We start from the raw sequence: 26,509 nt of genomic DNA, 5'->3' as shown, positions 1-26,509 counted from the left end.
TCAGGGCAAGACCAGGCAGGTCGCGCCCAGTTGCCGCAGGGCGGCCCCGGTCCCCAGCTTGAACCGCGCCAGGCCCGGCGCGCGGTCTGTATCTACAGAGCCAAGGTCCAGCCAGCGGACCCCTTCCGCCTGCAACGCCGTCGCCGCCGCCATCAACATCACCGCATGCGCCCCGGCGTCTCGGCTTGCGTCCGAGGCCCAGCCCAGGTGGTAGGTCGCAGACGCACCATGCCGGACAAAGGCCATCGCTGCCGCCATGTCCCCGGCCTGACGCCATTCCCAGATCCGTAGCGCGTCAGCAGGCAGAGCGCGGGTGAAGCCGGGCGGCAGGCTGCGATAGCCGCGGGACTTGCGCTGCACGGCCTCCTGCAGGATCAGCCGATCCAGGGTGGCCTGAGTGCCCCGCTTGGGCCGGACTCCGGCCCGTTCGGCGGCGACCAGGCGGTTGCGCCACTTCCCCGCCAGCCCCGCACGCAGGTCGGGGCCCAGGTGCCAGACCGCGTGGTGCATCGGCGTGACCATAGGCACCAGGCCGAAACCCTGCAGCGGAGCCTCGGGCGTCGCGATGGTAATGCCCGGCCAGCGCGCCAGTTGCCGCAGAGCACGGCGCTGTGCATCGGGGCCACAGGGCGCAGACCAGACCGGCCCGCGCGACACCAACCGGAGCCGCCCGCGTTCCACCACCAGGGCGCGGCCGCCGTCCAGATCGGACCAGCGCACCCGCGCCCCATTGACTGCCGCCGCCACCGCATAGGGCTCGCTTTGCTGAAAGGGCACGAAATCTTCGAATCCGGTGCAATTGGGCATGCGCCATTAACGGAACCGAAAGCTTACTGTGCCGTTAATGGTCGGCATGAAACAGGTCTCGCTCAAACGCTCACCCGCCCCCACACCGCGGCTGACCCTCTGGGTGCCCGTGGTGCTCAGCGCCTGCCTCAGCCTCTTCTGGCTGGGCATCGTCGCGCTGACCCGGCTTTAGCACCCCGCCGCGCCGCCTTTGGCTTTGACGCATGGGCGGGCGGTGGCTATGGTCGCGCGCGTCCAAACCGTTGTGAGTGCACGGCCACATGAACCTAAAGGATCTAGCCCAGCGGCTTGGCCTGTCGCCGACCACGGTCTCGCGCGCGCTGAACGGCTACCCCGAGGTGAACGAGGCCACCCGCGAACGGGTGATGGCGGCGGCCAAGGAACACAACTACCACCCCAATGCCCGCGCCATCCGCCTGGCCACCGGCCGCGCGATGGCCGTGGGCCACGTCATCGCCATCGCCAACCGGCATGAGATCGTGAACCCGGTCTTCGCCGATTTCATCGCAGGCGCGGGTGAAACCTACAGCCGAAACGACTATGACATGCTTCTGTCCGTCGTCCCCGACGAAGAGGAAGAGCAGACCTACCGCGCGATGAAGGTGAAAGGGAATGTCGACGGCGTGATCGTCCACGGCCCCCGCGAGAATGACCGCCGCATCGCCCTTTTGCGCGAAATCGGCCTGCCCTTCGTCGTGCATGGCCGGGCGACCGGAGCCGATGGCGGCTATTCTTGGCTGGACGTGAACAACCGCCGTGCGATCCAGCAGGCGACCGAACGGCTCCTTGACCTTGGCCACCGCCGCATTGCGCTGGTCAATGGGCTGGAGTTCATGGATTTCGCCATCCGCCGCCGCCGGGGCTATCTGGACGCGCTCGCCGCCCGGCAGATCACCGCCGACCCCGTGCTGATGGCCTCGGGCGAGATGACCGAAGCCGCAGGCCACCGGGCCGCACGCGCCATGCTCGCCCTGCCCGACCCACCCACCGCCTTTGTCGCGGCCTCGATGCTGTCGGGCATGGGCGTGCGCCGCGCGATCGAGGAAGCGGGTCTGAAGCTTGGCCACGATGTGTCGGTCATCATCTTCGACGACGATCTCAGCTACATGAAGAACGGCGAGGACCGACCGATCTTCACCGCGATGCGGTCTTCGGTGCGCGAGGCCGGGCGGCAGGTCGCCGAAATGTTGCTGGCGCGGATCGCCAATCCCGCGGCAGGTGAGGTTCAACAGCTTCTGGAGGCCGAACTGGTCGAGGGCCAGTCCACCGGCCCTGCCCCGCAGCGCTGATCCATCCGAACCGCTTTGAAACCACTGGCGCATCCGGCGCTTTCACCCTATCACGCAGCACGCTTTCGAACCACGGACCAGCCCGATGACCCTAGCGATCCTTGCCGATATCGGTGGCACGAACACCCGGGTGGCGCTGGCCGATGGCGCCAGCGTGCGGCTTGACTCGATCCGCCGCTATCCGAACGCCGAATACCAGGCGCGTGGGCAGGACATCGCGCATGTGCTGGGCGATTATCTGGCGGCGACCGGCGCGAAGGTCGACGGCGTCTGCGTCGCGGCTGCCGGGCCGGTGCAGGACGGCGTGGCCACGATGACCAACCTCGACTGGGTGATGGACGCGGCCAAGCTGTCGGGCGCCACGGGGGCGCGCAAGGTGGCGATCCTGAACGACCTGCAGGCGCAGGGCCAGGCCTTGGGGCATATCCCGGCGGCGAACCTGCGCCGCGTGATCGACGGGCCGGTCAAGGCCGGCGGCTCGATGCTGGTGGTGGGCCTTGGCACCGGCGTCAATGCCGCCCCCGTCCATCCCGGGCCGCAGGCGCGCGTCGTGCCGCCGTCGGAGTGCGGCCACGTGAACATGCCGGTCCGCAGCGAGGAAGACTTTCGCCTCGTCCGCTTCATCGAGGCGCGGCTCAAGGCCGAAGGCGAGGTCCCCCATGCCGGGGTGGAGGAGGTTCTGGCCGGGCGCGGACTTGCAAACCTGCACGCCTTTGCGGCTGAACAGGCCGGTCGTCCGGCCGTGTTGACTTCCGCCCAAGTCCTTGCGGCGCTGGAGGCAGGCGATCCGGTCGCCACTCATGCGGCACGCCTGTATATACACGTCCTTGGCCAGATGCTGGGCGACCTGGCGCTGATCCACCTGCCATATGGCGGCATCTTCCTGATCGGCGGCATGTCGCGCGCGATGACGCCCTATTTCCCCACCTTCGGTCTGCAGACCTCGTTCCGCGAGGCGCGGCGGGTGGACCTGCTGCTGAAGGACTTCTCGGTCACCGTGGTCGAGGACGACTATGCTGCCCTGACCGGCTGCGCGGTCTACTTGAACAGCCAGCCGTAAGGCATTGCTTGGGCGGGGTTACGCCAGCCGTTCCTTCAGAAACTGCAGCGCCACGCCGACACCGTCCGGCGCGATGCCATGGCCGGTGCCTTCCATCACATGACCATAGGTCGGAAACCCCGCTGCCACCAGCGCATTGCCGGCCTTGGCCATGTCGGTGAAAGGCACCACTGCGTCCTGGTCGCCATGGATCAACAGGACCGGCGGTTTCACCCGCGCTTCGGCCTCCAGCGCTTCGGGCCGCAACAGCCGCCCCGAGATCGCGATCACCCCTGCGACGGCCAGGTCCCGACGCGGCGCAATCTCCAGGCTCATCATCGCGCCTTGGCTGAAACCGATCAGCACCAGCCGGTCGGGTGTAAGGCCTTCTTCGGCCAGTCGCACATCAAGAAACCCGTTCAAGTCCTTGGCTGAGGCTGACAATCCCGCATCCGCTGCCGACTGGGCCGAGCCGTCGAGCCAGGGGATCGGAAACCACTGATAGCCAAAGCCGCCTCCGACGCAGCGCTCTGGCGCGTCGGGCGCCACGAAGACGGCGCCGGGCAGGTGTGGGGCCAGCACATCGGCGAGTCCCAGCAGATCGGCCCCATCGGCACCATAGCCATGCAGGAAGACGACCAGCGAGGTCGCCTCACCCTTGGCCCCGCCCTTCCGGCCAAACCGCAGTTCCCGCATCACTCAAACCCCTTCCCGATCCTTTGCCACCCGGTAGTAGGCCCAAAGGATGCGCGCCGCAACCGACCGCCAGGGCGACCAGGCCTCGGCCATCGCGCGCAGCGCCTTGTCGCTGGGCCGCGCCTCCAGACCGAACAGCATCCGCGCCGCCTCTTGCAAGGCCAGATCCCCGGGCGCGAACACATCCGCCCGCCCCAGCGCGAACATCGCATAGATCTCAGCCGTCCAGACCCCGATGCCCGGAACCGCGACCAGAGCCTTGACGACATCCGCATCAGGAACGCCGCGCAAGGCATTGAAATCGATACCCGCCTGCGCCAGGGCCCGGCCATAGCGCGCCTTCTGGCGGCTCAGGCCAGCCGCGCGCAGGTCCTCGTCCGAAGCCGCAGCCATCGCCGCCGCTTCGGTCAGCCCCGCCGCCTCCAGCCGCGCCCAGATCGCCCGGGCGCTGGCGACGGACACCTGTTGGCCGACAATCGCCCGCAGCAGCGCCGCAAACCCGTCCGGCTCGCGCCGCAAGGGCAAGGGCCCGACCAGCGGCAAGGCCTGGGCAAAGCGTGGCTCGCGCCGGGCCAGCCACTCTGCCCCCTCGGCCACGCAGTCCAGTGTCTGGATGATCCGACCTACCATGGGCCGCACCCTTGCACCCGGCGCAGAGCGCTGCAACTCCCCTTGCCGCCGCCCGGCGACGGGTCTACGCCTGAAACATGAGCAACGACTCAACAGCCCGCCGCAACGTCCTAGTCCTTGTCGCCGCCCAGGCTGTCCTTGGCGCGCAGCTGCCGATGATCTTCACCATCGCCGGGCTGGCCGGGTCCAGCCTCGCCCCCAATGTCTGCTGGGCGACCCTGCCGATCACGATGATGGTCATCGGTTCGATGCTGACCGCGACGCCCCTGTCGCTGCTGATGCAGCGCTATGGCCGCCGCGCCGGGTTCTTCTTCGGCGCCACCGGCGGTGCCGTCGGCGCAGCAATCGGGGCCTGGGGCCTGTCGACCGGCAGCTTCGTGATCTTCTGCATCGGCGCGCTGTTTTCCGGTATCTACATGTCTGCGAACGGCTTCTACCGCTTTGCCGCTGTAGATACAGCGTCCGAGGCCTTCCGCCCCAAGGCGATCAGCTGGGTCATGGCGGGGGGCCTGCTGTCTGCCGTCTTCGGGCCGCAGCTGGTCAAGGTCACCGCGGACGAAATGGCCGTGCCCTTCCTCGGCTCCTACCTGACCGTGATCGTGCTGAACCTCGCAGGCTCGCTCCTGTTCCTCGCGCTTGACATCCCAAAGCCGAAAGCCCCGTCCGAAGGCAGCCCTCTTGGCCGCTCCCGGGCCGAACTCATTCGCAATCCCACCATCCTTGTCGCGATGATCTGCGCCACGGTCAGCTACGCGCTGATGAACCTGGTGATGACCTCCTCGCCCCTCGCCGTCGTCGGCTGTGGCTTTGACAAGGGCGATGCGGCGGACGTGGTCACGGCGCATGTGCTTGCAATGTACGCGCCCTCGTTCTTCACCGGCCACCTGATCGCCCGCTTCGGCACCGAACGGATCATCGCGCTTGGCCTGACGATCCTCGCCGCCGCCGGAGCCGTTGCCATGGCGGGGGTGCAGCTGGAGAACTTCTTCATCGCGCTGATCCTTCTGGGCCTCGGCTGGAACTTCGGCTTCATCGGTGCCACGACCATGCTGACCGCCGCCCAACGTCCCGAAGAGCGTGGCCGCCTGCAGGGCCTGAACGACCTCGTGGTCTTCGGCGGCGTCACGATGGCGTCGTTTTCCTCGGGCGGGTTGATGAACTGTTCGGGTGGGACGGTAGAGGCCGGTTGGCAGATGGTGAACCTCGCCATGCTGCCCTTCCTGGTCCTGGCCGGGGGGGCGCTCATCTGGCTCTGGCTGCGGCCGCAGGAATCCCGCGCCTGACTGTCTGACGGCGCCCCGAGGCTACCAGCGCCCGGTGAACGCTTGTCGCAACAGCCGCCAGCGCCGCTGGAATTCCGAAAGATGCAAGTCCGCCTGCCCCGCCGCCGCCTGCCGCAACAGGGGCTCGGTCTGCCAGCCGGCCAGCAGGGCGGGCGCAACCTCTTTCGGGACCAGCCGGCGGGCCTGCCGCGCGATGGCAAGCTTGGCAAGCCCCAACCGGGCCAGATCCTGCCCGGTCACCCCTTCGGGCAAGGGTTGCCTCCCCCGTGCCTCCAGTTCCGGCACCGCCTGCAGATAGCCCGCCGCTGCCGTCGCCCAGCCATAGGCCCGCAGCGCATGCTCTGCCCCGTCCGGCGCCCCCAGCGCTCGGCCCGCGAGCCACATGAGCCCCGCCCCGGTGTCATCAAGATAGGCCGTCAGCCCCTCGATCCCGTCATGCGGTTCGCGGTGGATGTCCCAGCGCCGGGCGGCGATCAACCGGTCAAGCACGTCCACCGGCAGGCCGAAATCACCGATCAGGGCATGCAGCGGCCCCGCCACCTCATGCGCCCGCGCCGCACCCGAGGCCGCGTTCTCCACCACGTCCCGCCACCATTGCAGCCGCATCTCCGCGATCAGCGGCTCCTGCGTCACCCAAGGCGCGCGCGCCACCTCCAAGTTGAAGGCATAGAGCGGAAAGAGCTGTGCCCGCGCCTCGACCGGCGCTGCCATCACCGCGCGGAACCGGTCGGGGTCGCCCCGTTCAACCAGCTCCGCACAGGCGGCCACGCTCACTTCGGCGCCCCGAAGTCGCGGATCAGCTTCCACTGGATCGCATCCAGCAGCGCTTCGAAGGACGCATCGATGATGTTCGCGCTGACCCCGACGGTCGACCAGCGGTGCCCCTGCCCGTCCTCAGAATCGATGATGACCCGAGTCACGGCCTCCGTGCCCCCATTGGTGATCCGCACCTTGAAGTCGACCAGCTTCATGTCGTCGATGCAGTCCTGATAGGGCCCAAGGTCCTTGCCCAAGGCCTTGGCCAGCGCGTTCACCGGACCTCGATCCGATCCGCTTTCGTCCATGCTGTCACTGACAGACATGTTCTTCCGCTCGCCAATCTTGACCACCACCACTGCCTCGGAAAGCGAGATCATCCGGTCGTACTTGTTCTTCCGCCGCTCCACCGTCACCCGGTAGCGCTTGACCTCGAAGAACTCCGGGCACAGGCCCAGCTCGCGCCGCGCCACCAGTTCGAAGGACGCTTGCGCGCCGTCATAGGCATAGCCCTGGTCCTCGCGCTCTTTGATGACCTCGATGATCCGGCCGAGGCGTGGGTCCTTCGGGTCGACTTCGATCCCCGCCGCCGCCAGCCGCGCCCGCAGGTTCGACAGCCCCGCCTGGTTCGACATAGGGATGACGCGTTCGTTGCCCACCAGTGCCGGGTCGATGTGCTCGTAGGTCGTGGGGTCCTTCAGGATCGCGCTGGCATGCAGCCCCGCCTTGTGGGCAAAGGCGCTGGCCCCGACATAAGGCGCGCTCCGCAACGGGACCCTGTTCAGGATGTCGTCCAGCATTCGGCTGGTCTTGAGAAGCCCCGCTAGCGCTTCCTTCGTCACCCCGGTCTCGAAGCGGCTGGCATAGGGCTCCTTGAGAAGAAGCGTCGGGATCAGCGTAGCCAGGTTCGCATTCCCGCAGCGTTCTCCCAGCCCGTTCAGCGTCCCCTGGATCTGCCGCGCCCCGGCCTCGACCGCCGCAAGCGAGTTCGCCACCGCGTTCCCGGTATCGTCGTGGCAGTGAATCCCCAGCCGGTCGCCCGGGATCCCCGCTGCGATCACCTCCGCCGTCACGCGACCGACTTCGGCGGGCAAAGTGCCGCCGTTGGTGTCGCAGAGGACGATCCAGCGCGCTCCGGCGTCGAGGGCGGCGTGCAGGCAGGACAGGGCGTAGTCCGGGTTGGCGCGGTAGCCGTCGAAGAAGTGCTCGGCGTCGAACAGGGCCTCGCGACCTTTCGCGACAAGGTGGCGGATCGAGGAGGCGATGGCCTCGCGGTTCTCCTCCAGCGTCACGCCGAGGGCGGTGGTGACGTGGAAATCATGGGTCTTGCCGACGAGGCAAACCGCCGGGGTGCCCGCGTTCAGGACGGCAGCGAGGACGTCGTCGTTCTCAGCCGACCTGCCCACCCGGCGGGTCATGCCAAAGGCGGTGAGGGTGGCTTTTGTGGCCGGGGGGGCGGCGAAGAAATCAGAGTCGGTCGGGTTCGCACCGGGCCAGCCGCCCTCGATATGGTCGACCCCCAGCCGGTCGAGCGCCAGGGCAATCTGCGCTTTCTCGGCGGTGGAAAACTGGACCCCTTGCGTCTGCTGGCCGTCGCGGAGCGTGGTGTCGAAGAGGTAGAGGCGGTCGCGGGTCATGGGAGTGTCCACGGTGGACAGGATTTCGGGGCGAGCGATTTCAAGGACTTGCGCGCAGGCGTTAACCTGGTGCTAACGGTTGGGTCGGGCCAAATTCCTTCGAAGGATTTTGCAAATCTCTTCGAAGAAATTTGTTCGGAGTTTTCGAAAACTCCAGCATAGAGGCAGTTGTAGGCAAGGCAAGCCGCCCCCCAATCCTGTGTGGATGCTATCATTTCCAGGCGTCCCAATTTCCAAGGTTAGGATTGCCATGATCAAGCATCCATTTTGTACCCTCGGGACCGTCGGATAGCATGATGCCAATAGCTGCGAGCTTCTGGCGAATTGCGTCCGCTGTTTGAAAGTCCTTGGAAGACTTCGCGGCTGCCCGTTCAGCTATCTTTTCTTCGATCCGAGCAATGAACTCAACGCTCGGCGTGTCGTCACTGTCAGTTATCCATTCGCCAACTTCGTCGGTTAGAAGTCCAAGCAAATTTGCTGACCAACGAAACCGCGCTGCGCTCAATGAGCCCCGTCGAACAGCTTTATACTGTTCATGGAGGAACGAGATAGCTTGAGAAGTGTTTAGATCATCGGAAAGAGCGTCAATCACCGACGTATGAGGATTGGCCTCAGCTTCTACATCTTCAGCAACTTCCCACCAATCTCGCAGCGTCGCCTCTGCCTGCCGCGCCTTCTCCGCTGTCCAGTCCATCGGACTGCGGTAATGCGTCATCAGAAGGACAAACCGGATCACTTCACCCGGGATTCCCTGATCCAACAAATCCCGCACGGTGAAGAAGTTGCCCAAGCTCTTGGACATCTTCTTCCCCTCGACCTGCAGCATCTCGTTGTGGAGCCAATAACGCGCGAACTGCCCATGCGGATGGGCGCAGGCGCTCTGCGCAATCTCGTTCTCGTGGTGCGGGAACTGCAGGTCCAGCCCGCCGCCGTGGATGTCGAACGACTCCCCCAGCAGTTCATGCGCCATGGCCGAGCATTCGATGTGCCAGCCCGGCCGCCCCTTGCCCCAAGGGCTGGCCCAGCCCGGCTCCTGCCCCGACGACGGCTTCCAGAGGACGAAATCCATCGGGTCTTCCTTGAACGGAGCGACCTCAACCCGCGCGCCCGCAATCATGTCGTCCACTGACCGGCCCGACAGCTTGCCGTAGTCCTTGTAGCTGCGGACGCGGAATAGGACGTGCCCCTCGACGGCATAGGCGTGGCCCGAGGCGATCAGCCCCTCGGTCATCGCGATCATCTGGCCGATGAACTCGGTCGCACGCGGCTCATGGCTGGGCCGCAGGGCCCCCAAAGCGTCCATGTCGGCGTGGTACCAGGCGATGGTCTCCTCGGTCCGCTGGTGGATCAGCTCTTCCAGGGTCCCCGGAGACCCAGCCTTCTGCCGCCGCAAGGCCTCGGCGTTGATCTTGTCGTCGACGTCGGTGAAGTTGCGGACATAGGTCACATGCGCCTCGCCATAGACGTGGCGCAGCAGGCGGTAGAGCGTGTCGAACACCACCACCGGCCGGGCGTTCCCCAGATGCGCGCGGTCATAGACCGTGGGGCCGCAGACATACATCCGCACGTCATCCGCCCGGATCGGGACGAACTCCTCCTTCCGGCGGGTCTTCGAATTGGTCAGGCGGATGGTCACCATGTCAGTCCCTGTCGCACGCGGCATCCCGCGCGGGGTGGGTTTCAATCCGTTCAGGGAATGACGAACCGCCCGCGCCCGTAGGTCAGCGGGTAATGCAGCAGATGCAGATGTTGCGCAATGTCGTCATGGGGCGCAGACTTACATCAACCCCCCGCAGCCGCCAAGGAAAATCATGCAGGACCGCGCCTTCGTCAATGCCGTCTGCGCCAGCTTCCCAGGGGCCGAGGTCAGCCAGCCCTTCGGCCCCGACCACGACTGCTGGAAGGTCGGTGGCAAGATCTTCGCGATCATCGGGCAGATGGGCGACGGCGTCAGCATCAAGACCGACCATGCCGACACCGCCCGGCTGCTGATCGAGACGGGGCGCGCGATCCGGGCGCCTTACCTGCACGTCTCATGGGCGCGCATTCCCTTTGGCCGGGTCCCGGATGACGAACTGCGCGAACGCATCGCCGCTTCTTACGCGTTGATCCGCGCCACGCTGCCGAAAAAGGTGCAGGCGACGCTGAGCTAGGGCCGGGCGCGGAATTTTCGCAGAAAATTCGTGCGCCCGGGGACTGCCTCAGTTGCCCTGGCGGCTGAACTCACCCCGGTTGTCCGGACCCAGTGCCAGCCAGCCCGCCACGGTGGCGGCCACATGGTTCGAGATCATCGATTTCTGGGTGATCCCCTTGCGCCGCGCCGCGCGCATCCGCTCCCCCGACCAGGCCGGGGTTTCGGCGCGGATCGTGGTGGGCGCGACCAGCACCTCACCCGTCCGGGCATCGCTGACCTGGGCGATGAAATCCACATTGTGCACGCCCCAGTCGGAATTCGACTGCTCTGCCTTGAAGGTCAGGGCATGGAAGCGGGTGACGGTAATGCTGATGACGATGGGCCGCGATCCGCGCAGGCCTTGCGCCCCGCGGAGCACCGCGGCCTGCATGATCTTGCCAACCTGGGTGTACCGGTCGCCCATCGGATCCTCACGCCAGACGATGTCGGCGTCCGGCAGCAGCGTCTCAGCCTCGGACACGACCAGGCTGCGTGGCACGTCGACCCGCACTTCGGCCAGGCGCCAGCCCTTCGAAACTTCGGGCGACAGGCGGTCATACTCGGTCTTGAACGAACCGCCGACGCAGGCGGTCAGGACCAGGGCGGAGACGCCCAACAGGGCAGCACGGCGGGACAGGGACATCGGGGGCCTCATGGACTACTGGGCAACAGTCTTGCGACAATTTTCTTAATGGCAGGTAATGGCCGGAAAAAGGAGCCTCTGTGTCGGGAACTCGGTCGCCCCTTGCCGTTTCGGCAACAAGATGCCCATTAGAACCGGCACAACGGAGGGGCGGGGATGGACCACGAAGACCTTAGGCTCTGGTCGAAACGGGCGGCGGACTGGGCGGCGGATTACCATGCGGGCCTGCGCGACCGCCCCGTGCGCGCGCCGCTGGTGCCCGGCGCCATCGCCCGCCAGCTGCCTCCTGCCCCGCCCGAGGCACCCGAGCCGATGCAGGCGATCTGGGACGATTTCGAACGGATCATCCCCGACGGCATGACCCATTGGCAGCATCCCCGCTTCTTTGCCTATTTCCCGGCCAATGCGGCGCCTGCCTCGATGCTGGCCGAGCAACTCGTCAACGCGATGGCCTGCAACGCGCTGATCTGGCAGACCTCGCCCGCCGCGACGGAAGTCGAGCAGGTGATGGTCGACTGGCTGCGCCAGGCCCTTGGCCTGCCGGAGGGCTTTGTCGGCACGATCCACGATTCGGCGACCAACGCGACGCTGTCAGCGGTCCTGACCATGCGGGAAAAGGCGTTGGGGTATCAGGGACTTGAGGCCGGTCTTCCAGGCGGACCGACCTTGCGCTTCTATGCCAGCGCCGAGACGCATTCCTCGGTCGACAAGGCGATCCGGGTGGCGGGGATCGGGCAGCGGAACCTGGTGAAGGTGGCAACCGATGAAACCCGCGCGATGACCGGGGCGGCGCTGGCCCAGGCGATTGCGGCGGACCGCGCGGCGGGGTTGCAGCCCGCGGGGGTGATCCTCTGCGCCGGGGGCACCAGCGTCGGGGCTTTCGACCGGATTGCCGAGTGCATCGCGGTCGCCCGCGCCGAGGGCCTGCCGACCCATGTTGATGCGGCCTGGGCCGGGTCGGCGATGATCTGCCAGGAATTCCGCGACCTCTGGGCCGGGGTGGAGGGCGCCGATTCCATTGTCTTCAACCCGCACAAATGGCTCGGCGCGCAGTTCGACTGTTCGGTGCAGTTCCTGAAGGACCCCGGCGCCCAAGTCCGCACGCTGGGCCTGCGCCCGACCTACCTGGAAACCGCCGGGCGGGAAGAGATCATCAACTTCAACGAATGGACCGTGCCGCTTGGCCGTCGCTTCCGCGCACTGAAGCTGTGGTTCGTCCTGCGGGCGCATGGCCTTGACGACCTGCGGAGCCGCATCCGCAACCATGTCGCCTGGGCCGGGGCGGTGCGCGACAAGCTGGCCGCCCTGCCGGGGGTCGAGATCGTGACCGAGCCGCGCCTGTCGCTGTTCACCTTCGCGCTGCAGGACGATGCCGCGACCGAGGCGCTGCTGACCCGGATCAACGATGATGGCCGGATCTACCTGACCCAGACCCGCGTTGACGGGCGCTTTGCGATCCGGGTGCAGATCGGATCATTTGACTGTCGGGAAGAAGATGCCATGTTCATTGCAAAGACAGTTGAAGAAATGCTTGCACCATGTTCCTCCGTTCCCTCGCCGTCGCGTTGACGCTTGCCACTGCTGCCGAAGCCCAGGACCTGCCCGCACCCTTAAGCGACACGCTGTCGGACTTTGCCGATGTGCTGGACGCGACGGCCGAGGGGCGGATATCGCGGCTTCTGGCCGACACCCGGGCGTCAACGGGGGTGCAGATGGTCGTGGTCACCCTGCCGGGGCTTGCGGCTGGGGGCGCGGGGCAATCCATCGAAAGCTATGGCAAGGCGCTCTTCAACGCCTGGGGCGTGGGTGGGGCCGAGAGGAATGACGGCATCCTCCTGCTGATCGACACCGAAGCCCGCGAGGCGCGCATCGCACTCGGGGCCGGCTATGACCCGGTCTATGACGGTCGCGCCGCGCGGGTCCTGTCGACGGCGGTGCTGCCCGCCCTGCTCGAGGGCCAGGTCGCCGCCGGGATCGAGGCCGGGATCACGTCGGCCCGCGACCGGCTGATCGCGCCTTTCCTTGCAGGGCAACCCGTGTCGCTGACCGACGGCTTTCCGGTGGAAGACAGCTCTTCCCCGCTGACGGGCCTGCTGGGCTTTGGCGCCGTCGCGGCCATCGGTGGTTATGCCATCTGGCATCGCCGCCGCGCCAAGATCACCTGCCCGAACTGCGGTGCGGCCACGCTGGAGCGCAGCCGCGAGATCATCGAACAGCCCACCCGCAGCGAGGCGGGGACGGTCCTGCAGCACCTGACCTGTTCCGCCTGCGGCTTTACCGACCGCAAGTCCTTTCCGATCACCTGGAATTCCAGCGAAGCCCGGCGCGACCGCGATACCACGCGCAAGCGGGATGGGGGCAGCGGCGGGGGCGGCGGCTTTGGCGGGGGGCGCTCCTCGGGCGGAGGGGCCACGGGAAAATGGTAGCAAGGTCCGTCTGTTGCGGCGTTTTCCTCATGCTGGCCTCACCGCTTGCGGCCGAAAGCCCGCAGGACCTGATGTTTCCCGGTAGCAGCACATGCTATGCCCGCGCCTACACCGCCGAACACCTGGCAGACCACCCCAAACAGCAAGTGACCACCATCGCGGTCAGCCCGGTTCCGGACTTTGCCGACCCGCTCCTTGGCCTCTTTCTGACGCTTGAATTGCGCAACGTGCCGGGCGGACCGTTCGAGGCCTATGCCGCCTGCGAAAACGAAGGTGCCGACACGCTGTTCTGCACGCTGGAAGGCGACGCCGGGGCCTACCAGATTACGCCCGACAAGGACGGTGCCATCCTGATCGAGGTCTCGGGCCGGGGCATGAGCATGGAGAACAAGGACGTCATTGCCACGATCCAGGCAAGCACCGGGGATGACCGCAGCTTTATCCTGTATCCGGCACCCTGCCCCTGAAAAACTTGCGGCGCGGGGGGCTTCCGCGCCGCAAGGGGGCCGGGTTGGCTTGCGTCAGAAGCGCAGGCCGACCTTGGCCTTGACCGTGGTGGCATCGAAATCGGTGCCGCTGCCGTCGAAGTCGTCGAAGTTGTGCTCGGTGACTTCGCCGCCGACCGTCCAGCGATCATTGACCGCGTAGTCGAAGCCGATGCCATAGACGACGCCGGTGTCCTTCAGTTCCGCAGCGCCGACCGTGGCATTGGCCTGCGCCGCGCCGAGCGTCCCGTAGACCAGGCTGTTGCCGATCTCGCGGCCGGCGGTCAGTTTCAGTGCCAGGACATCGCTCAACTCGTCGCCAGCTGTGGCGCCAAGCCCGATGTTCGTCGCGTCATAGGACAGTTCGGTCCCGGCAACCCAGTTGCCTAGGTCCCAGCGATAACCGGCATGGACGCCGCCGAACCAGTCGTTGCCGTCCAGCCCCGCCCCGTTCGAATCCACGTCGCCATAGCCCAGCTGCGCGCCGACATAGGCGCCCGACCAGTCAAGTCCCGGGGCCACATAGGCCGTTTCCACGGGAGCAATGACCGGCTCGTCGGCCACGACAGTCGGCCCACCGGCAAAGGCGGGCAGGGTCAGGGCGGCGGTCAATACGGCGGGGGCCACCAATGCTGCGATAGTTTTCATTTCTGTCTCCTTGTTCTGGTCACGGCGACTTTGCGGTCCACCGCGACATGCAAACAGGGAATGGGGAGATATGGTCCCAAGGACAATGCCAGCTCACGCGCGCTTGATGCAGTGTCATCGCCTCCGGCAAGGACTGGCCGAGCCGCGCGGCAGGTATCGGCCACAGATTGCCGGTTCCCGACCCTCAGGCCCGGTCGGCAAGTTCCAGCCACTCGGATTCGGCCGCCTGCAGCGCGGCCTGCCGTTCGGACAACGCTTCGGTGGCCTTGCGGAACTTCACCGGCTCACGGGTGAAAAGCTCGGGGTCCGCCAAGAGCTGCGACAGCTTGCCGATTTCCGATTCCAGCCGGGCGATCAGGTCCGGCAGGTCGTCCAGCCGCTTCTTCTCGGTGAAGGACAGGCCGCCCCCCTTGGGCGCGGGTGCGACCACCGGCGCGGCCGCCTGCGGCTTTGCAACCGGTCTTGTGACCTCTTCCGTCCGTTCGGGCCGCTGCGCCACATAGTCCGACCAGCCGCCGGGATAGGCTTGCACCCTGCCCTCGCCTTCCATCGCCACTGTGGTCGTCGCCACCCGGTCGATGAAATCGCGGTCGTGGCTGACCAGCAGAACCGTTCCGTCATAATCGCCCAGGATGTCCTGCAAGAGGTCCAGGGTTTCCATATCCAGGTCGTTGGTCGGTTCGTCCAGGATCAACAGGTTCGACGGCTGCGCCATCAGCTTGGCCAGCAGCAGCCGCGCCCGTTCCCCGCCCGACAGGCTTCGCACCGGGGCGCGGGCCTGTGCCTCCTGAAAAAGGAAGTCCTTCAGGTAAGCCACCACATGCTTGGGCGTCCCCCGCACCATCACCTGATCCGACGCGCCCGAGACGCGCATCAGGGGATCGACGGTCAAGTTGTCCCAAAGGCTCGCCTCCAGGTCCAGGCGCGTGCGGGTCTGGTCGAAGACCGCGATCTCCAGGTTGGTGCCCAGGGTGACCGTCCCGGAATCGGGTTGAACTTCCCCCGTCAACATCTTGAGAACCGTGGTCTTTCCGACCCCATTCGGTCCCACGAAGGCCACCCGATCCCCGCGCAACACGCGCAAGTCAAAGTCCTTTACGATCAGCTTGTCGCCATAGGCCTTGGTCAGGCCCTTGGCCTCGATCACCTTCTTGCCCGAGGTCGGACCGGACTCCAGCGCAAAGGCTGCCGTCCCCTGCCGCCGGATCTGCGCCTTGCGTTCCGCCCGCAGGGCCTGCAGCGCCCGGACCCGGCCCATGTTGCGTTTCCGGCGCGCCGAAATCCCCTCGACGGCCCATTTCGCCTCATGCTTGATCTTGCGGTCCAGCTTGTGGCGCGCCTCGTCCTCCTCGGCCCAGACGGTCTCGCGCCAGTCTTCGAAGCCTTCAAACCCCGCCTCGCGCCGGCGCACCTCGCCCCGGTCGATCCAGAGCGTCGCCTTCGACAAGGCCCGCAGGAAGGCCCGGTCGTGGCTGATCAGGACAAAGGCCGTGCGGGTCTCCAGCAGCTCGCGTTCCAGCCATTCGATGGCCTGGATGTCGAGGTGGTTGGTCGGTTCGTCCAGCAGCATCAGCTCTGGCGCCTCGGCCAAGAGCTTGGCGAGCGCTGCCCGCCGCCGTTCCCCGCCGCTTGCAGTTGCCACCGGCGTTGCGGGATCGAACTTCAGCCCCTCGGCCACCACGGCAAGGCGGTACTCCTGCCCTTCCGGCAGCGCTGAGGCCGCGAAATCGCCAAGGGTGGTAAAGCGGGAAAGGTCCGGTTCCTGCTCCATATAGCCGACCGTCACCCCAGGCGGGACCACACGGGTGCCCCGGTCGGCCTCCACGAGCCCCGCCATCACCTTCATCAGCGTCGACTTGCCCGACCCGTTCCGCCCCACCAGCGCAATCCGGTCGCCGGGCTGGACGGTCAGCGACAATTCGTCGAACACAGGATTCCCGCCAAAGGTCAGCGAGATGTCGGAGAGTTGCAAAAGCGGTGCGCGTGCCATGGACGCGAGGTAGAGGCGGATTTGACCGGCGTCAACGTCCTGTCATGCTGCGCATGGCAGGGTCGGGCAAAGGAGAACGGCATGAAACCTCTCGATGGTATCGCGATCCTGGACCTGACCCATGTGCTGGCGGGCCCGTTCTGCACGCAAAGCCTGCAAGACCTGGGCGCGAAGGTCATCAAGGTGGAACGGCCGGGGACCGGCGACGACACCCGCGCCTTCCCGCCGTTCGTGGCCGGAGAAAGCGCCTACTTCGCCACGCTGAACGCGGGCAAACAGTCCATCGCGCTGGACCTGAAGGCGACGGGCGACCGCGCGATCTTTGACCGCCTCTTGGCCCGCGCCGATGTGCTGGTGGAAAACTACCGCCCCGGCGTGATGGCGCGACTTGGGTATGGGTGGGATACCTTGCACGCCCGCCACCCCCGGCTGATCTACGCAGCTGTCTCGGGCTTTGGCCAGACCGGGCCCGATGCGATGAAGCCCGCCTATGACATGGTGGTGCAGGCCCGAGGTGGTGTCATGTCGATCACCGGCGAAACCGGCGGCCCTCCGGTGCGGGTGGGCGCCAGTATCGGCGACATCGTCGCGGGGATGTATCTGGCGCAAGGCATCCTTGCGGCCCTTTTCCAGCGCGAAAGGACCGGCGAGGGCGCCTTTGTCGACGTGGCCATGCTGGATGCGCAGTTGGCGATCCAGGAACACGCGCTGGCCATCGCCTCGACCACCGGCGTGGCCCCCGGCCCGACCGGCGCCCGCCACCCGACGATCACCCCCTTCGCCACCTTCCGTGCCGAGGATGGCTTTGTCGTCATCGCCGCCGGGAACGACGCGATGTTCGGCAAGCTCTGCGCCACGCTGGGCCTTTCCATCGCCACCGACCCCCGCTTTGCCACCAACGCCGCCCGCTGCGACAACCACGCCCTGCTTAAGCGCTTGATCGAGGCGGTGACCCTGACCCAACCGGTCGCGCACTGGCTGGACATTCTGGACAAAGCAGGCCTGCCCACCGCCCGCGTCCAGGACATGGTCGAGGTTCTACAGGACCCCCAACTGCGCGCACGGAACATGGTGCTGCCCGTCACCCCCCACCCCGGCGGCCCCGCCTTCACCGCGCCTGGGAACCCGATCAAGATCTCCACCCTGCCGGAAGAAACCGCCCTGCCCCCGGCGCCACGGCTGGACGGGGACAGGGCGGCGATCCTCGCCTGGCTCGACGGGGCCTAGGCCACCACCGCCGGGCGGGTCTTGCGCATGGGCCAAAGGAACAGCGCCAGGAAGACGAGGTTCGGCAGCACATTCAGCGCCGCCCCCGCCGCGATGGACCCCGCGCTGTCCACCAGGAACCAGCCCACCACCGAGGTGCGGATGATCCCCCGCACCACCTCGGGCGCGCGGGCAAGCGGCTCACCCGCCAGCTGCCAGATCATCAGCCCCCAGCCGAGCAACACCCCGCCACCGATGGCAAAGGCCAACCGGGTATCGGACGCGGCCAGCGTCTCGGCCCCGTCGAACGGCCAGACCAGCAGGTCGGCCAGCAGCCGCACTGGCAAAGCCAGCGCCGGAATACTGGCCAGCGCCAGTGCCACCCCGGTCACCACGGTCACGCCCGCCGCAAAGCGCAGGCCTTTCTGTTCGGATGTCATCGCGTGCCTCCTTCTTCCGACGATGGCCGAACCTAGGCGCAGACGGGGAAGCAACCCAATTCCCTGCCAGGTAAGTGTCTTGCGTCCCACCATGCGCTAGACTGCCCGCGAGGAGACCCCGATGCACGATTTCCCCACCGCGCTCCGCCACTGGCGCCGCACCCGCCGCCTGAGCCAGCTGGACCTCGCGTCAGAGGCCGAGGTCTCACCCCGGCACCTCGCCTTCCTGGAGACCGGCCGCTCGCGCCCCTCGCGCGGCATGGTCCTGCGGCTGGCCGAGGTGATGGGGCTGCCGAGGGGCGACCAGAACGGCCTGCTGGCATCGGCAGGTTTCGCGCCGCAGTTCCCTGTCCTGCCGCTCGCCGCCGAGGAAATGGCCCAGGTCCGCGCCGCGATGGGCTGGATGATCGACCGCCACGCCCCCTACCCCGCGCTGATCCTTGACCGCCTCTGGCGGATCGTCGACCTGAACGGCCCGGCCAAGGCCTTGTTCGGCCCCGCGGGTTTTGCCACCGGGGTCAGCCTTCTTGACGCGCTGTCGGACATGTCGGTCTTCCAGCGCCTGATCGAGAACTGGGTCGAGGTCGGCCACCACACCGCCCTGCGCCTGAAGGCCGAAAGCGCCCGCGCCGGGGGGATCGACGCACTGGACCGGGCGGTCGCGGCCCTGATGGCCGACCCGCAGATCGCCGCCCACCAGCCCCGCGCCATGGGCCGGGCGATCCTGCCCACGGTCTACCGGATGGGCGATCAGCGGCTCGCGATGTTTTCCACATACGCCCAGTTCGGCGCGGCGGAAGAGGTCGCGCTCTCGGACATGAAGATCGAACTGATGTTCCCCGCCGATCCGCAAGCCGAGGCGGTGTTTGCGGGCCTTGGCGCCACCTGACCGGCCAGGCAGGGTTTGCCGGATCGCGCCGTGATGATATGCCTGCCCCATGTCGTTCCGCAGTCTCGACCCCGCCAAGATGCTGACCACCGCCGAGCGGCTTGAGGCGCGCATCCGCGACCGGTTTCCCGATCACGATATTGCCCGGGTGGCAGCCGAGGTCACAGCCCTGACCAGAGAGGCGCGGGAAGCGGTCGCTGCACTGACCCCGCCCATCTGGTGGCTGCGCGGGCTGATTGCTGTCATGGTGCTGGGCGGGGCGGCCCTGTTCGTTCAGGTCGGCAGTGTCATCCCGCTGAACGAGATCGGCGAGGAAAGCCTCCGCTCGGTCGCGAACTTCGAGGCAGCGCTGAACACTGTACTTCTGGCCGCCCTGGGCCTGATCACTCTGGTCCGGCTGGAGTCACGGATCAAGCGGAGCCGGGTCGCGGCGCGGCTGCATGAACTGCGGTCAGTCATCCATGTCATCGACATGCACCAGCTGACCAAGGACCCCGCGGTGTTCGACCCCGATTACCGGGCAACCGACCATTCGCCGAAGCGCGCCTTGTCCCCGGCCGAGATGGCGCGCTATCTCGACTACTGCTCGGAACTTCTGGCGCTGACCGGCAAGCTGGCGGCGCTTTATTCCCAGGCGGTTCCCGACGAAGGCGTGGCACAGGCGGTCAATGACATCGAGCTTCTGGGGGCCAGCCTGTCGCGGAAAATCTGGCAGAAGATCAGCCTGATCGAGCCCAAACCGAAGGCAAAGCGACAGCGCGTGCCGGAATAGGCGCGGGACCTGCCGCAATCGGGCATTGCCCCCGGCCACGCGCGGTTTACAACCGCGATGCGCAGAAGAATTGGGCCCAAGATGACCGACGATGCACTTGTGATCTTCACCCCCTCGGGCAAGCGGGGGCGCTTTGCCCTTGGCACCCCGGTCCTGACGGCGGCACGGCAGCTGGGGGTGGACCTGGATTCGGTCTGCGGCGGGCGCGGCATCTGTTCCAAGTGCCAGATCACCCCGGGCTATGGCGAGTTTCCCAAGCACGGCGTGACGGTCGAAGCCGATGCCCTGAGCGAGTGGAACGCGGTCGAAGACCGCTACAAGCGCATCCGCGGGCTGATCGACGGGCGGCGGCTCGGCTGTCAGGCCAAGGTGATGGGCGATGTCGTGATCGACGTGCCGCCGGAAAGCCAGGTCCACAAGCAGGTGGTCCGCAAGCGCGTCGAGGCACGCGAAATCCGCATGGACCCCAGCGTTCAGCTGCGGTTCGTCGAAGTGGCCGAGCCCGACATGCACGACCCTTCGGGCGACCTTGAACGCCTGTCGGATGCGCTGCGCGATCAGTGGGGGTTCGAAAACGTCACCATTGACCTGCCCGTCCTGACCACGCTGCAACCCACCCTGCGCAAGGGGGAATGGAAGGTCACCGTGGCGCTGCACCAGGTCGCGGCCAGTGACACGCCGCGGATCATGCAGGTCTGGCCGGGGCTCTACGAAGGCTCGATCTACGGCGTCGCGGTGGACCTTGGATCGACGACCATCGCCGGGCACCTGTGCGACCTTCGGACCGGAGAGGTCGTGGCGTCGTCGGGCCTGATGAACCCGCAGATCCGCTTCGGCGAGGACCTGATGAGCCGGGTCAGCTATTCGATGATGAACCCCGACGGCGCGCAGGAGATGACCACCGCCGTTCGTCAGGCGATGAACACGCTGTTCGGCCAGCTTTGCGACGAGGCGAAGGTGGACCGCGCGCTGATCATGGATTCGGTCTTCGTCTGCAACCCGGTGATGCACCACCTGTTCCTGGGGATCGACCCTTACGAGCTGGGCCAGGCCCCTTTCGCCCTTGCCACCTCGAACGCGCTTCGCCTGACCGCCCGCGATCTGGACCTGCAGATGCACCCCGCAGCTAGGGTCTATCTCCTCCCCTGCATCGCGGGCCATGTGGGGGCAGATGCCGCCGCCGTCGCCCTGTCGGAAAACCCCGACAAGTCGGAAGACCTGATGCTGGTCGTCGACGTCGGCACCAATGCCGAAATCCTGCTGGGCAACACGACCAAGGTCCTCGCCTGCTCCTCGCCCACTGGCCCGGCCTTTGAGGGCGCGCAGATTTCCAGCGGCCAGCGCGCGGCCCCCGGCGCGATCGAACGGGTGGAAATCGACCCCGCCACCAAGGAACCGCGCTTCAAGGTCATCGGCTCCGACCTCTGGTCCGACGATCCCGGCTTTGCGGCTGCCACCGCCACCACGGGCGTCACCGGCATCTGCGGGTCCGGCATCATCGAGATGGTGGCCGAGATGCGCCTGGCCGGCATCGTCGATGCGCAGGGCCTGATCGGGTCGCCCGAACAGGTGGGGTCGGAGCGGCTGTTCCTCGATGGCCGCACCTACAGCTACCTCATCCACGACGGCAGCGCGGATGGTGGCCCGAAGATCACCGTCACCAACCGCGACATCCGCGAGATTCAGATGGCCAAGGCCGCGCTTTATTCCGGCGCGCGGCTCCTGATGGACAAGTTCGAGGTCGACACCGTCGACCGCATCATCCTGGCCGGAGCCTTCGGCGCCCACATCAGCCCCAAGCACGCGATGGTCCTGGGGATGATCCCCGACGTCCCCTTGAACAAGGTCACCAGCGCCGGAAACGCCGCCGGGACCGGGGCACGGATCGCCCTCCTGAACCGCGCCGCGCGGGCGGAAATCGAGGCCACGGTCCGCGACATCCACAAGATCGAGACCGCTATCGAACCGCGCTTCCAGGAGCACTTCGTCAACGCCTCCGCCATCCCGAACGCCGTGGAACTGTTTCCAAATCTGGAGAGTATCGTTTCCCTGCCGGACGTGAACTTCAACACCAAGACCGCAGGCGACGAAGGCGGGCGGCGCAGGCGGCGGGGCTGAACCGGCACGCCCCTTAGACCAAACGCTTGCTACGGCGCGATAAATCCGTAAACGTCGCGCGCATGGACGATCCGGTCGCCAAACTCATCGCGCAATGCGCCGCTGCCGATCGGGCGGCGTTCCGTCAGCTTTACCGCGACACGTCTGCGAAACTCATGGGCGTGCTTCTGCGTATGCTAAGGGAACGCGCTGAGGCGGAGGATGCCTTGCAAGAGGTCTACACACGGGTTTGGGTGCGCGCGGGTCGCTATGATCCGGCGAAAGGCCGGGGCATGACCTGGCTCATTGCCATCGCCCGCAACCTCGCCATCGACCGCCTGCGCGCCCGGCCCGAGGCAACCTCGGACGACGGCCTTGACACCGTGCAAGACGCGACCCCCCGCGCCGAAACCCGCCTCATTGCACAGGGCGAGGCGCGGCGGATGGCCGACTGCTTTGCCACGCTGGAACCCGACCGCGCCGATGCCGTGCGCGGGGCCTATCTGAACGGTCTCTCCTACATCGACCTGGCCGAACGCCATGGCGTCCCTCTCAACACCATGCGCACCTGGCTGCGCCGGAGCCTCCTGAAACTGAAGGAGTGTCTCGACCAATGACCGACGCACCCCTGACCCCGGAAGAAGCCGACGACGCGCTTGCCGCCGAATATGTGCTGGGCGTCCTGTCCCTGTCCGAACGCGCCGAGGCCGAGGCCCGGATCAAACGCGACGCAGGCTTTGCCGCCCGGGTGACCGCCTGGGAAACCCGGATGGAGGGGCTGAACGACGGGTTTGACGAGGCCCCGGCGCCCGACCTTCTGCCAAAGCTTGAGGCGCGGCTCTTCCCCGAAGCCGCCCGCCCCGCCCCGGCCCGCCGTCGGGTCCTGGGCTTCGGCTGGCTCTCGGGCGCCGTGGTGGCCGCTGTCCTGACTGTCCTGACCGTCGCACTTCTGGCCCCGCCGCAGTCCGAACGGCTGGTGACGCTCGCCACCGCCGACAACCGCCTGTCCTATGAGGTTAGCCATTTCGGCGACACGCTGAAGATCACGCGCGTGGCAGGCGTCCCCGCCGTCACGGGCCAGGTGCACGAGTTGTGGCTGATCGCCCCGGGCGCAAGCCCCGTCTCGTTGGGCCTTCTGCAGGACCAGCCGCTGGTGATCGACTATCCGGTCCCACCCGCAGGCTTTGTCTTTGCAGTCTCGGTCGAACCCGAGGGCGGTTCTCCGACCGGCCAGCCAACCGGCCCGGTGATCCTGACCGCCAAGGTCGGTGACGCCTGATCACGAAAACGCGAGGGCGCGCGCCCCGCGAAACTTCCGGAAAAAGGTCTCGTTGCTTCGGGTGTGAGGCGGGAATGACCCCGGCCCTCGAACCAAAAGGAAGCACCCGATGAAAGCCCTGAAACTTGCAACCGCGATCCTGGCCCTGTCGACCGGCATGGCGCTGGCCGAAAATCCGATGGTCGGCGGCGCGCCGATGTTCGAGGACAAGAACATCGTCGAGAACGCAGTGAACTCGAAGGACCACACCACGCTCGTCGCCGCCGTGCAGGCCGCGGGTCTTGTCGAGACGCTGCAGGGCGAAGGCCCCTTCACCGTCTTCGCGCCCACCAACGACGCCTTCGCCAAGCTGCCCGCCGGCACGGTCGAGACGCTGCTCAAGCCGGAAAACAAGGATCAGCTGGTCAAGATCCTGACCTGCCACGTTGTCGCGGCGGATGCGATGTCGGATGCGATCATGAAGATGGTCGATGACGACAAGGGCGCGCACCCGGTCAAGACCGTGGGCGGCTGTGAGTTCACCGCGATGTACAAGGACGGCGTGGTGATGATCAAGGACGGCATGGGCAACGTGGCCAACGTCACCATCGCCGACGTCAAGCAGTCGAACGGCGTGATCCACGTGATCGACACGGTCCTCCTTCCGGCGATGTAAGGCTTTCATCGACGGAACGCCTGCCGTCCGGGCTGGTCACTCAACCCCGGACGGCAGGATCGTCCCCGGCGGTGCCGAGTGTTGAAAGTCCCCTCGCCTTTGGCGCCACCGGTTCGGGTCTTCAGGCTTCCCCTGAAGGCCCGTTTTCCATTTTCACGCCCTGGTTGACCGAAGGTCACCCGCTCGCCTAGGCTTCTGCCCAAAGTCATTTCAGACGGAGCCGCGCCATGCGCCTTGCCACTTTCGCCCGCAGTTTTCTCTTGGCCCAGGCCCTTCTGGCCGCACCTCTTCTCGCCCAGGATCGCTCGATCATCGTCCTTGATGCCTCCGGCTCGATGTGGGGCCAGATCGACGGCCGCGCCAAGCTGGAGATCGCGCGCGAGGCGCTGGGGACGGTCCTGGCCGACATGCCACCTGAGGCGGAACTGGGCCTGATGGCCTATGGCCACCGCGAAAAGGGCTCGTGCAGCGACATCGAACTGGTCGTCCCCCCGGGCCCCGGCACGGCGCAAGCGATAACCGATGCGGCGAATGCGATGAAATTCCTGGGGAAAACGCCGCTGACCGAAGCCGTGCGCCAGGCGGCCAGTGAACTGAAATCGACCGAACAGAAAGCGACCGTCATCCTCATCACCGACGGGATCGAGACTTGCGAGGCCGACCCCTGCGCGCTTGGCGCGGAACTTGAGGCCTCGGGCGTCGATTTCACCGCCCATGTCGTGGGCTTCGGCCTGACCGACGAAGAAGGCAAGGCCGTCGCCTGTCTGGCCGAAAACACCGGCGGTAAGTACATCCAGGCCTCGGACGCGGGCCAGCTGATGGACGCGCTGAAGACAACTGTCGTCGTGGCCGAACCGGAACCCGCCCCCGAACCCGCCCCGCCGCCGGAACCCGAGGCGCTGGTCGAAAATGTCGATCCGGTGGTGCTCTTGGTCGAAGGCGGCATGGAACCGGAATCGCGCATCCTGCAGGACACAATCTTCAGCTTCACCCCGGTCGATGCGGCTGGCAATCCGGCGGGTGACCGCTATACGATCTACGGCGGCTCCAAAGGCAGCCTTGCGCCGGGCCAGTACCAGATGGTCACCGAACTCGGCAAAGCCCGCGCCGAGCAACTGGTCGAGATCGGCCCGGCCAGCGAACTTTCCACCCCCACCGCCGTGCTCGATGCCGGTATCCTGAACCTGACCATCCGACCCGCGCCAGGCGCCGATCCCGACCCGAATGCCTTCTTCGAGATCCGGGGCGCGAATGACCTTTATGAAAGCGGCTACACCCAGGCCTACCGGGTCTACCCCTCGGGCGAACATGCGCTGAACGCCAGCCTCGGCGCCGCCAGCACGACGCAAAGCGTGGTGATCGAGGCGGGCAAGGTGACCGACCTTGACCTGATCCTTGGCGTCGGCGTCGCGGCGGTCGAGGCGACCTATTCCGATACCGTCAAGGTCGAAGGCGGCGACCACTACGTGGAAATCTTCGAGGCGAAGACGGACATCGACGGCAACCGCAAATCGGTGGGCTACACCTACGGCGCGGGGGCGAGCTTTGACCTGCCGGCGGGCGATTACGTGGCCGTCGTCACGCTGGGTGCCGCCAGGGCCGAGGTGCCCTTCAGCATCAAGGTGGGTGATAGGACCGACATCACCGCCCCCTTGAACGCCGGAGTCGCAGCCTTCACCTCGCCCACGGACGAATACATCGAGGTTCTGGCGGCGAAGCCCGACATCAACGGCAACCGCGCCTCGTTCGGCTATGGCTACGGGCCAGCCTGGCAGACCACGCTTCCGGCCGGGGACTATGTCGTCAAGCTGTCGAAAGAGGACAAGTCCTCGGAAACCCCGCTGACCGTGAAGGCAGGGGAACGCAGCGAGGTCGCGCTGACCCTGCCCTGACGCTCAGGCCCGGCCCGACTGCGCCTGCAGGAACCGGCGGATGTGCGGGGCGACCTGATCCGTCGCCTCGATGAAGATCGCGTGCTTCAGGACCGGCAGGATCACCAGCTCCGACCCCGGCAGCGCCGCCTGGATCAGCCGGTTGAGCCGAGGATTGCAGCCGCCGTCATTCTCGCCGGTGATGATCTGGGCAGGCGCCGTCACCTGATGCAGCCAGGGGGCCATTTCCGTCTCGGCATAGATGTCGAAGACGTTCAGGAAGACATCCGCAGGCGTATCCACCACTTGGCGTTTGCGCCAGTCGATCACCTCCGGATGCGCCGCCGCGAAAGCATCGGTGAACCAGCGCGCGGTCAGCGTGTCCAGGACCTGCCCGATCCCCTTCTCGCGCATCGCGGCCACCACGCCCCGCACCTTGGCACTGTCATCCTCGGTCCGGAAGGCCGCCGTCGACCACAGGCCCAGGGACAGGACCCGCTCGGGATAGCGCAGCGCATAGCGCGGGCCGATCATGCCCCCCAGCGAATGCCCGGCGAAATGCGCCCGTTCGATCCCCAACTTGGCCCGCAAGGCCTCAAGGTCATCGACCAGATCGTCCAGCCCGAACCGCCCCTTGGGCACAGGGCTTTCGCCGTGACCCCTCAGGTCATAGCTGATGCAGGTGAACCGGTCCTTCAGCATCGGCACGAGCTTGGCAAAGGTCGCCCGCCGCGCGCCGATGCCGTGGATCAGGAACAGGGGCTCGCCCTGCCCTTCGACCGTATAGGCGCAGTCCAT

The 26,509-nt window shown here is 66.7% G+C and carries 27 protein-coding genes; 16 read left to right on the top strand and 11 right to left on the bottom strand.

Features of this window, described 5'->3' with window-relative positions; all coding sequences use genetic code 11:
- Positions 1-807 (bottom strand): GNAT family N-acetyltransferase, encoded by an 807-nt coding sequence (locus AC2EAL_RS13815; protein WP_484724801.1) that lies wholly within the window; start codon positions 805-807, stop codon positions 1-3.
- Positions 808-853: 46 nt separating this feature from the next.
- Between AC2EAL_RS13815 and AC2EAL_RS13810 the strand changes: the two genes are divergently transcribed.
- The 3 genes from AC2EAL_RS13810 to AC2EAL_RS13800 all read left to right on the top strand — a co-directional run bounded on the left by AC2EAL_RS13810 (position 854) and on the right by AC2EAL_RS13800 (position 3,156).
- Entirely contained in the window at positions 854-979 is a 126-nt protein-coding gene (locus AC2EAL_RS13810; protein ID WP_484724800.1) for a hypothetical protein, read from the top strand.
- 88 nt (positions 980-1,067) lie between these two features.
- Entirely contained in the window at positions 1,068-2,096 is a 1,029-nt protein-coding gene (locus tag AC2EAL_RS13805; protein WP_484724799.1) for a LacI family DNA-binding transcriptional regulator, read from the top strand.
- An 85-nt stretch (positions 2,097-2,181) separates the two neighbouring features.
- A complete protein-coding gene (locus tag AC2EAL_RS13800; RefSeq protein WP_484724798.1) occupies positions 2,182-3,156 on the top strand; it encodes a glucokinase in 975 nt (324 codons plus the stop codon).
- Between the two features lie 18 nt (positions 3,157-3,174).
- On the opposite strand, the gene AC2EAL_RS13795 is transcribed toward AC2EAL_RS13800, so the two are convergent.
- Positions 3,175-3,834 carry an alpha/beta hydrolase gene (locus AC2EAL_RS13795; RefSeq protein ID WP_484724797.1) on the bottom strand — a complete coding sequence of 220 codons (660 nt, stop codon included), beginning with the start codon at positions 3,832-3,834 and terminating at the stop codon, positions 3,175-3,177.
- Complete coding sequence (locus AC2EAL_RS13790) at positions 3,835-4,461, bottom strand: DNA-3-methyladenine glycosylase family protein (RefSeq protein ID WP_484724796.1); 627 nt, start codon at positions 4,459-4,461, stop codon at positions 3,835-3,837.
- 77 nt (positions 4,462-4,538) lie between these two features.
- On the opposite strand from AC2EAL_RS13790, the gene AC2EAL_RS13785 reads away from it, so the two are divergent.
- Entirely contained in the window at positions 4,539-5,744 is a 1,206-nt protein-coding gene (locus AC2EAL_RS13785; protein WP_484724795.1) for an MFS transporter, read from the top strand.
- Positions 5,745-5,765: 21 nt separating this feature from the next.
- Here the strand turns inward: AC2EAL_RS13785 and AC2EAL_RS13780 are convergent, their stop codons facing one another.
- The 3 genes from AC2EAL_RS13780 to cysS all read right to left on the bottom strand — a co-directional run bounded on the left by AC2EAL_RS13780 (position 5,766) and on the right by cysS (position 9,776).
- Positions 5,766-6,518, bottom strand: a complete 753-nt coding sequence (locus AC2EAL_RS13780) for a squalene/phytoene synthase family protein (protein WP_484724794.1) — start codon at positions 6,516-6,518, stop codon at positions 5,766-5,768.
- On the bottom strand, positions 6,515-8,137 hold the full coding sequence (cimA, locus tag AC2EAL_RS13775) for a citramalate synthase (protein WP_484724793.1): 1,623 nt from the start codon (positions 8,135-8,137) through the stop codon (positions 6,515-6,517). The genes AC2EAL_RS13780 and cimA overlap by 4 nt, the downstream gene beginning before the upstream one ends.
- 211 nt (positions 8,138-8,348) lie before the next feature.
- Complete coding sequence (gene cysS / locus AC2EAL_RS13770; protein ID WP_484724792.1) at positions 8,349-9,776, bottom strand: cysteine--tRNA ligase; 1,428 nt, start codon at positions 9,774-9,776, stop codon at positions 8,349-8,351.
- Between the two features lie 172 nt (positions 9,777-9,948).
- Here cysS and AC2EAL_RS13765 point away from each other — a divergent pair, with 172 nt between their 5' ends.
- On the top strand, positions 9,949-10,290 hold the full coding sequence (locus AC2EAL_RS13765) for an MmcQ/YjbR family DNA-binding protein (protein WP_484724791.1): 342 nt from the start codon (positions 9,949-9,951) through the stop codon (positions 10,288-10,290).
- A gap of 48 nt (positions 10,291-10,338) precedes the next feature.
- On the opposite strand, the gene AC2EAL_RS13760 is transcribed toward AC2EAL_RS13765, so the two are convergent.
- Complete coding sequence (locus tag AC2EAL_RS13760; protein WP_484724790.1) at positions 10,339-10,953, bottom strand: DUF6778 family protein; 615 nt, start codon at positions 10,951-10,953, stop codon at positions 10,339-10,341.
- Between the two features lie 156 nt (positions 10,954-11,109).
- Between AC2EAL_RS13760 and AC2EAL_RS13755 the strand changes: the two genes are divergently transcribed.
- From AC2EAL_RS13755 to AC2EAL_RS13745, 3 genes are read left to right on the top strand one after another with little or no spacing between them, the layout of a single operon-like run.
- A complete protein-coding gene (locus AC2EAL_RS13755; protein ID WP_484724789.1) occupies positions 11,110-12,522 on the top strand; it encodes a pyridoxal phosphate-dependent decarboxylase family protein in 1,413 nt (470 codons plus the stop codon).
- On the top strand, positions 12,492-13,379 hold the full coding sequence (locus AC2EAL_RS13750; RefSeq protein WP_484724788.1) for a TPM domain-containing protein: 888 nt from the start codon (positions 12,492-12,494) through the stop codon (positions 13,377-13,379). Before AC2EAL_RS13755 ends, AC2EAL_RS13750 begins: the two co-directional genes overlap by 31 nt.
- Positions 13,380-13,408: 29 nt before the next feature.
- Entirely contained in the window at positions 13,409-13,846 is a 438-nt protein-coding gene (locus AC2EAL_RS13745; protein WP_484724787.1) for a hypothetical protein, read from the top strand.
- Positions 13,847-13,900: 54 nt separating this feature from the next.
- Here the strand turns inward: AC2EAL_RS13745 and AC2EAL_RS13740 are convergent, their stop codons facing one another.
- Complete coding sequence (locus AC2EAL_RS13740) at positions 13,901-14,512, bottom strand: outer membrane protein (protein ID WP_484724786.1); 612 nt, start codon at positions 14,510-14,512, stop codon at positions 13,901-13,903.
- 184 nt (positions 14,513-14,696) lie between these two features.
- The gene (locus tag AC2EAL_RS13735) at positions 14,697-16,502 is read right to left on the bottom strand and encodes an ABC-F family ATP-binding cassette domain-containing protein (RefSeq protein ID WP_484724785.1); all 1,806 of its coding nucleotides are present in this window, start codon (positions 16,500-16,502) and stop codon (positions 14,697-14,699) included.
- Between the two features lie 81 nt (positions 16,503-16,583).
- On the opposite strand from AC2EAL_RS13735, the gene AC2EAL_RS13730 reads away from it, so the two are divergent.
- Positions 16,584-17,729: a CaiB/BaiF CoA transferase family protein gene (locus AC2EAL_RS13730; protein WP_484724784.1), complete on the top strand. Its 1,146-nt coding sequence runs from the start codon at positions 16,584-16,586 to the stop codon at positions 17,727-17,729.
- Here AC2EAL_RS13730 and AC2EAL_RS13725 read toward each other — a convergent pair.
- Complete coding sequence (locus AC2EAL_RS13725) at positions 17,726-18,148, bottom strand: hypothetical protein (protein ID WP_484724783.1); 423 nt, start codon at positions 18,146-18,148, stop codon at positions 17,726-17,728. The two genes, AC2EAL_RS13730 and AC2EAL_RS13725, sit on opposite strands and share 4 nt — an antisense overlap.
- A gap of 121 nt (positions 18,149-18,269) precedes the next feature.
- Between AC2EAL_RS13725 and AC2EAL_RS13720 the strand changes: the two genes are divergently transcribed.
- The 7 genes from AC2EAL_RS13720 to AC2EAL_RS13690 all read left to right on the top strand — a co-directional run bounded on the left by AC2EAL_RS13720 (position 18,270) and on the right by AC2EAL_RS13690 (position 25,732).
- The gene (locus tag AC2EAL_RS13720) at positions 18,270-19,037 is read left to right on the top strand and encodes a helix-turn-helix domain-containing protein (protein ID WP_484724782.1); all 768 of its coding nucleotides are present in this window, start codon (positions 18,270-18,272) and stop codon (positions 19,035-19,037) included.
- A 49-nt stretch (positions 19,038-19,086) separates the two neighbouring features.
- Entirely contained in the window at positions 19,087-19,809 is a 723-nt protein-coding gene (locus tag AC2EAL_RS13715) for a hypothetical protein (RefSeq protein ID WP_484724781.1), read from the top strand.
- An 81-nt stretch (positions 19,810-19,890) separates the two neighbouring features.
- On the top strand, positions 19,891-21,927 hold the full coding sequence (locus AC2EAL_RS13710) for an ASKHA domain-containing protein (RefSeq protein ID WP_484724780.1): 2,037 nt from the start codon (positions 19,891-19,893) through the stop codon (positions 21,925-21,927).
- A gap of 62 nt (positions 21,928-21,989) precedes the next feature.
- Entirely contained in the window at positions 21,990-22,523 is a 534-nt protein-coding gene (locus tag AC2EAL_RS13705; protein ID WP_484724779.1) for a sigma-70 family RNA polymerase sigma factor, read from the top strand.
- Entirely contained in the window at positions 22,520-23,185 is a 666-nt protein-coding gene (locus AC2EAL_RS13700; RefSeq protein WP_484724778.1) for an anti-sigma factor, read from the top strand. Before AC2EAL_RS13705 ends, AC2EAL_RS13700 begins: the two co-directional genes overlap by 4 nt.
- Positions 23,186-23,294: 109 nt before the next feature.
- Positions 23,295-23,840, top strand: coding sequence for a fasciclin domain-containing protein (locus tag AC2EAL_RS13695; RefSeq protein ID WP_484724777.1), 546 nt, complete (start codon positions 23,295-23,297; stop codon positions 23,838-23,840).
- A 227-nt stretch (positions 23,841-24,067) separates the two neighbouring features.
- The gene (locus AC2EAL_RS13690) at positions 24,068-25,732 is read left to right on the top strand and encodes a vWA domain-containing protein (protein WP_484724776.1); all 1,665 of its coding nucleotides are present in this window, start codon (positions 24,068-24,070) and stop codon (positions 25,730-25,732) included.
- Between the two features lie 3 nt (positions 25,733-25,735).
- On the opposite strand, the gene AC2EAL_RS13685 is transcribed toward AC2EAL_RS13690, so the two are convergent.
- On the bottom strand, positions 25,736-26,509 hold the full coding sequence (locus tag AC2EAL_RS13685) for an alpha/beta fold hydrolase (RefSeq protein WP_484724775.1): 774 nt from the start codon (positions 26,507-26,509) through the stop codon (positions 25,736-25,738).

It is taken from the genome of Tabrizicola sp. T74, from assembly GCF_057219935.1.
The sequence above is the reverse complement of the archived record's forward strand: the minus strand, read 5'-3'. Positions and strand labels throughout refer to the sequence as shown.

What these genes read in the sequence shown, in the direction of transcription:
- AC2EAL_RS13760 (WP_484724790.1), bottom strand. Translation starts at nt 10,953, where the DNA reads ATGTCCCTGTCCCGCCGTGCTGCCCTGTTGGGCGTCTCCGCCCTGGTC.
- AC2EAL_RS13725 (WP_484724783.1), bottom strand. Translation starts at nt 18,148, where the DNA reads ATGACATCCGAACAGAAAGGCCTGCGCTTTGCGGCGGGCGTGACCGTG.
- AC2EAL_RS13710 (WP_484724780.1), top strand. Translation starts at nt 19,891, where the DNA reads ATGACCGACGATGCACTTGTGATCTTCACCCCCTCGGGCAAGCGGGGG.
- AC2EAL_RS13715 (WP_484724781.1), top strand. Translation starts at nt 19,087, where the DNA reads ATGTCGTTCCGCAGTCTCGACCCCGCCAAGATGCTGACCACCGCCGAG.
- AC2EAL_RS13740 (WP_484724786.1), bottom strand. Translation starts at nt 14,512, where the DNA reads ATGAAAACTATCGCAGCATTGGTGGCCCCCGCCGTATTGACCGCCGCC.
- AC2EAL_RS13815 (WP_484724801.1), bottom strand. Translation starts at nt 807, where the DNA reads ATGCCCAATTGCACCGGATTCGAAGATTTCGTGCCCTTTCAGCAAAGC.
- AC2EAL_RS13785 (WP_484724795.1), top strand. Translation starts at nt 4,539, where the DNA reads ATGAGCAACGACTCAACAGCCCGCCGCAACGTCCTAGTCCTTGTCGCC.
- AC2EAL_RS13750 (WP_484724788.1), top strand. Translation starts at nt 12,492, where the DNA reads ATGTTCCTCCGTTCCCTCGCCGTCGCGTTGACGCTTGCCACTGCTGCC.
- AC2EAL_RS13705 (WP_484724779.1), top strand. Translation starts at nt 21,990, where the DNA reads ATGGACGATCCGGTCGCCAAACTCATCGCGCAATGCGCCGCTGCCGAT.
- AC2EAL_RS13690 (WP_484724776.1), top strand. Translation starts at nt 24,068, where the DNA reads ATGCGCCTTGCCACTTTCGCCCGCAGTTTTCTCTTGGCCCAGGCCCTT.
- AC2EAL_RS13720 (WP_484724782.1), top strand. Translation starts at nt 18,270, where the DNA reads ATGCACGATTTCCCCACCGCGCTCCGCCACTGGCGCCGCACCCGCCGC.
- AC2EAL_RS13805 (WP_484724799.1), top strand. Translation starts at nt 1,068, where the DNA reads ATGAACCTAAAGGATCTAGCCCAGCGGCTTGGCCTGTCGCCGACCACG.
- AC2EAL_RS13810 (WP_484724800.1), top strand. Translation starts at nt 854, where the DNA reads ATGAAACAGGTCTCGCTCAAACGCTCACCCGCCCCCACACCGCGGCTG.
- AC2EAL_RS13685 (WP_484724775.1), bottom strand. Translation starts at nt 26,509, where the DNA reads ATGGACTGCGCCTATACGGTCGAAGGGCAGGGCGAGCCCCTGTTCCTG.
- cysS (WP_484724792.1), bottom strand. Translation starts at nt 9,776, where the DNA reads ATGGTGACCATCCGCCTGACCAATTCGAAGACCCGCCGGAAGGAGGAG.
- AC2EAL_RS13745 (WP_484724787.1), top strand. Translation starts at nt 13,409, where the DNA reads ATGCTGGCCTCACCGCTTGCGGCCGAAAGCCCGCAGGACCTGATGTTT.
- AC2EAL_RS13695 (WP_484724777.1), top strand. Translation starts at nt 23,295, where the DNA reads ATGAAAGCCCTGAAACTTGCAACCGCGATCCTGGCCCTGTCGACCGGC.
- AC2EAL_RS13765 (WP_484724791.1), top strand. Translation starts at nt 9,949, where the DNA reads ATGCAGGACCGCGCCTTCGTCAATGCCGTCTGCGCCAGCTTCCCAGGG.
- AC2EAL_RS13700 (WP_484724778.1), top strand. Translation starts at nt 22,520, where the DNA reads ATGACCGACGCACCCCTGACCCCGGAAGAAGCCGACGACGCGCTTGCC.
- cimA (WP_484724793.1), bottom strand. Translation starts at nt 8,137, where the DNA reads ATGACCCGCGACCGCCTCTACCTCTTCGACACCACGCTCCGCGACGGC.
- AC2EAL_RS13730 (WP_484724784.1), top strand. Translation starts at nt 16,584, where the DNA reads ATGAAACCTCTCGATGGTATCGCGATCCTGGACCTGACCCATGTGCTG.
- AC2EAL_RS13800 (WP_484724798.1), top strand. Translation starts at nt 2,182, where the DNA reads ATGACCCTAGCGATCCTTGCCGATATCGGTGGCACGAACACCCGGGTG.
- AC2EAL_RS13755 (WP_484724789.1), top strand. Translation starts at nt 11,110, where the DNA reads ATGGACCACGAAGACCTTAGGCTCTGGTCGAAACGGGCGGCGGACTGG.
- AC2EAL_RS13735 (WP_484724785.1), bottom strand. Translation starts at nt 16,502, where the DNA reads ATGGCACGCGCACCGCTTTTGCAACTCTCCGACATCTCGCTGACCTTT.
- AC2EAL_RS13790 (WP_484724796.1), bottom strand. Translation starts at nt 4,461, where the DNA reads ATGGTAGGTCGGATCATCCAGACACTGGACTGCGTGGCCGAGGGGGCA.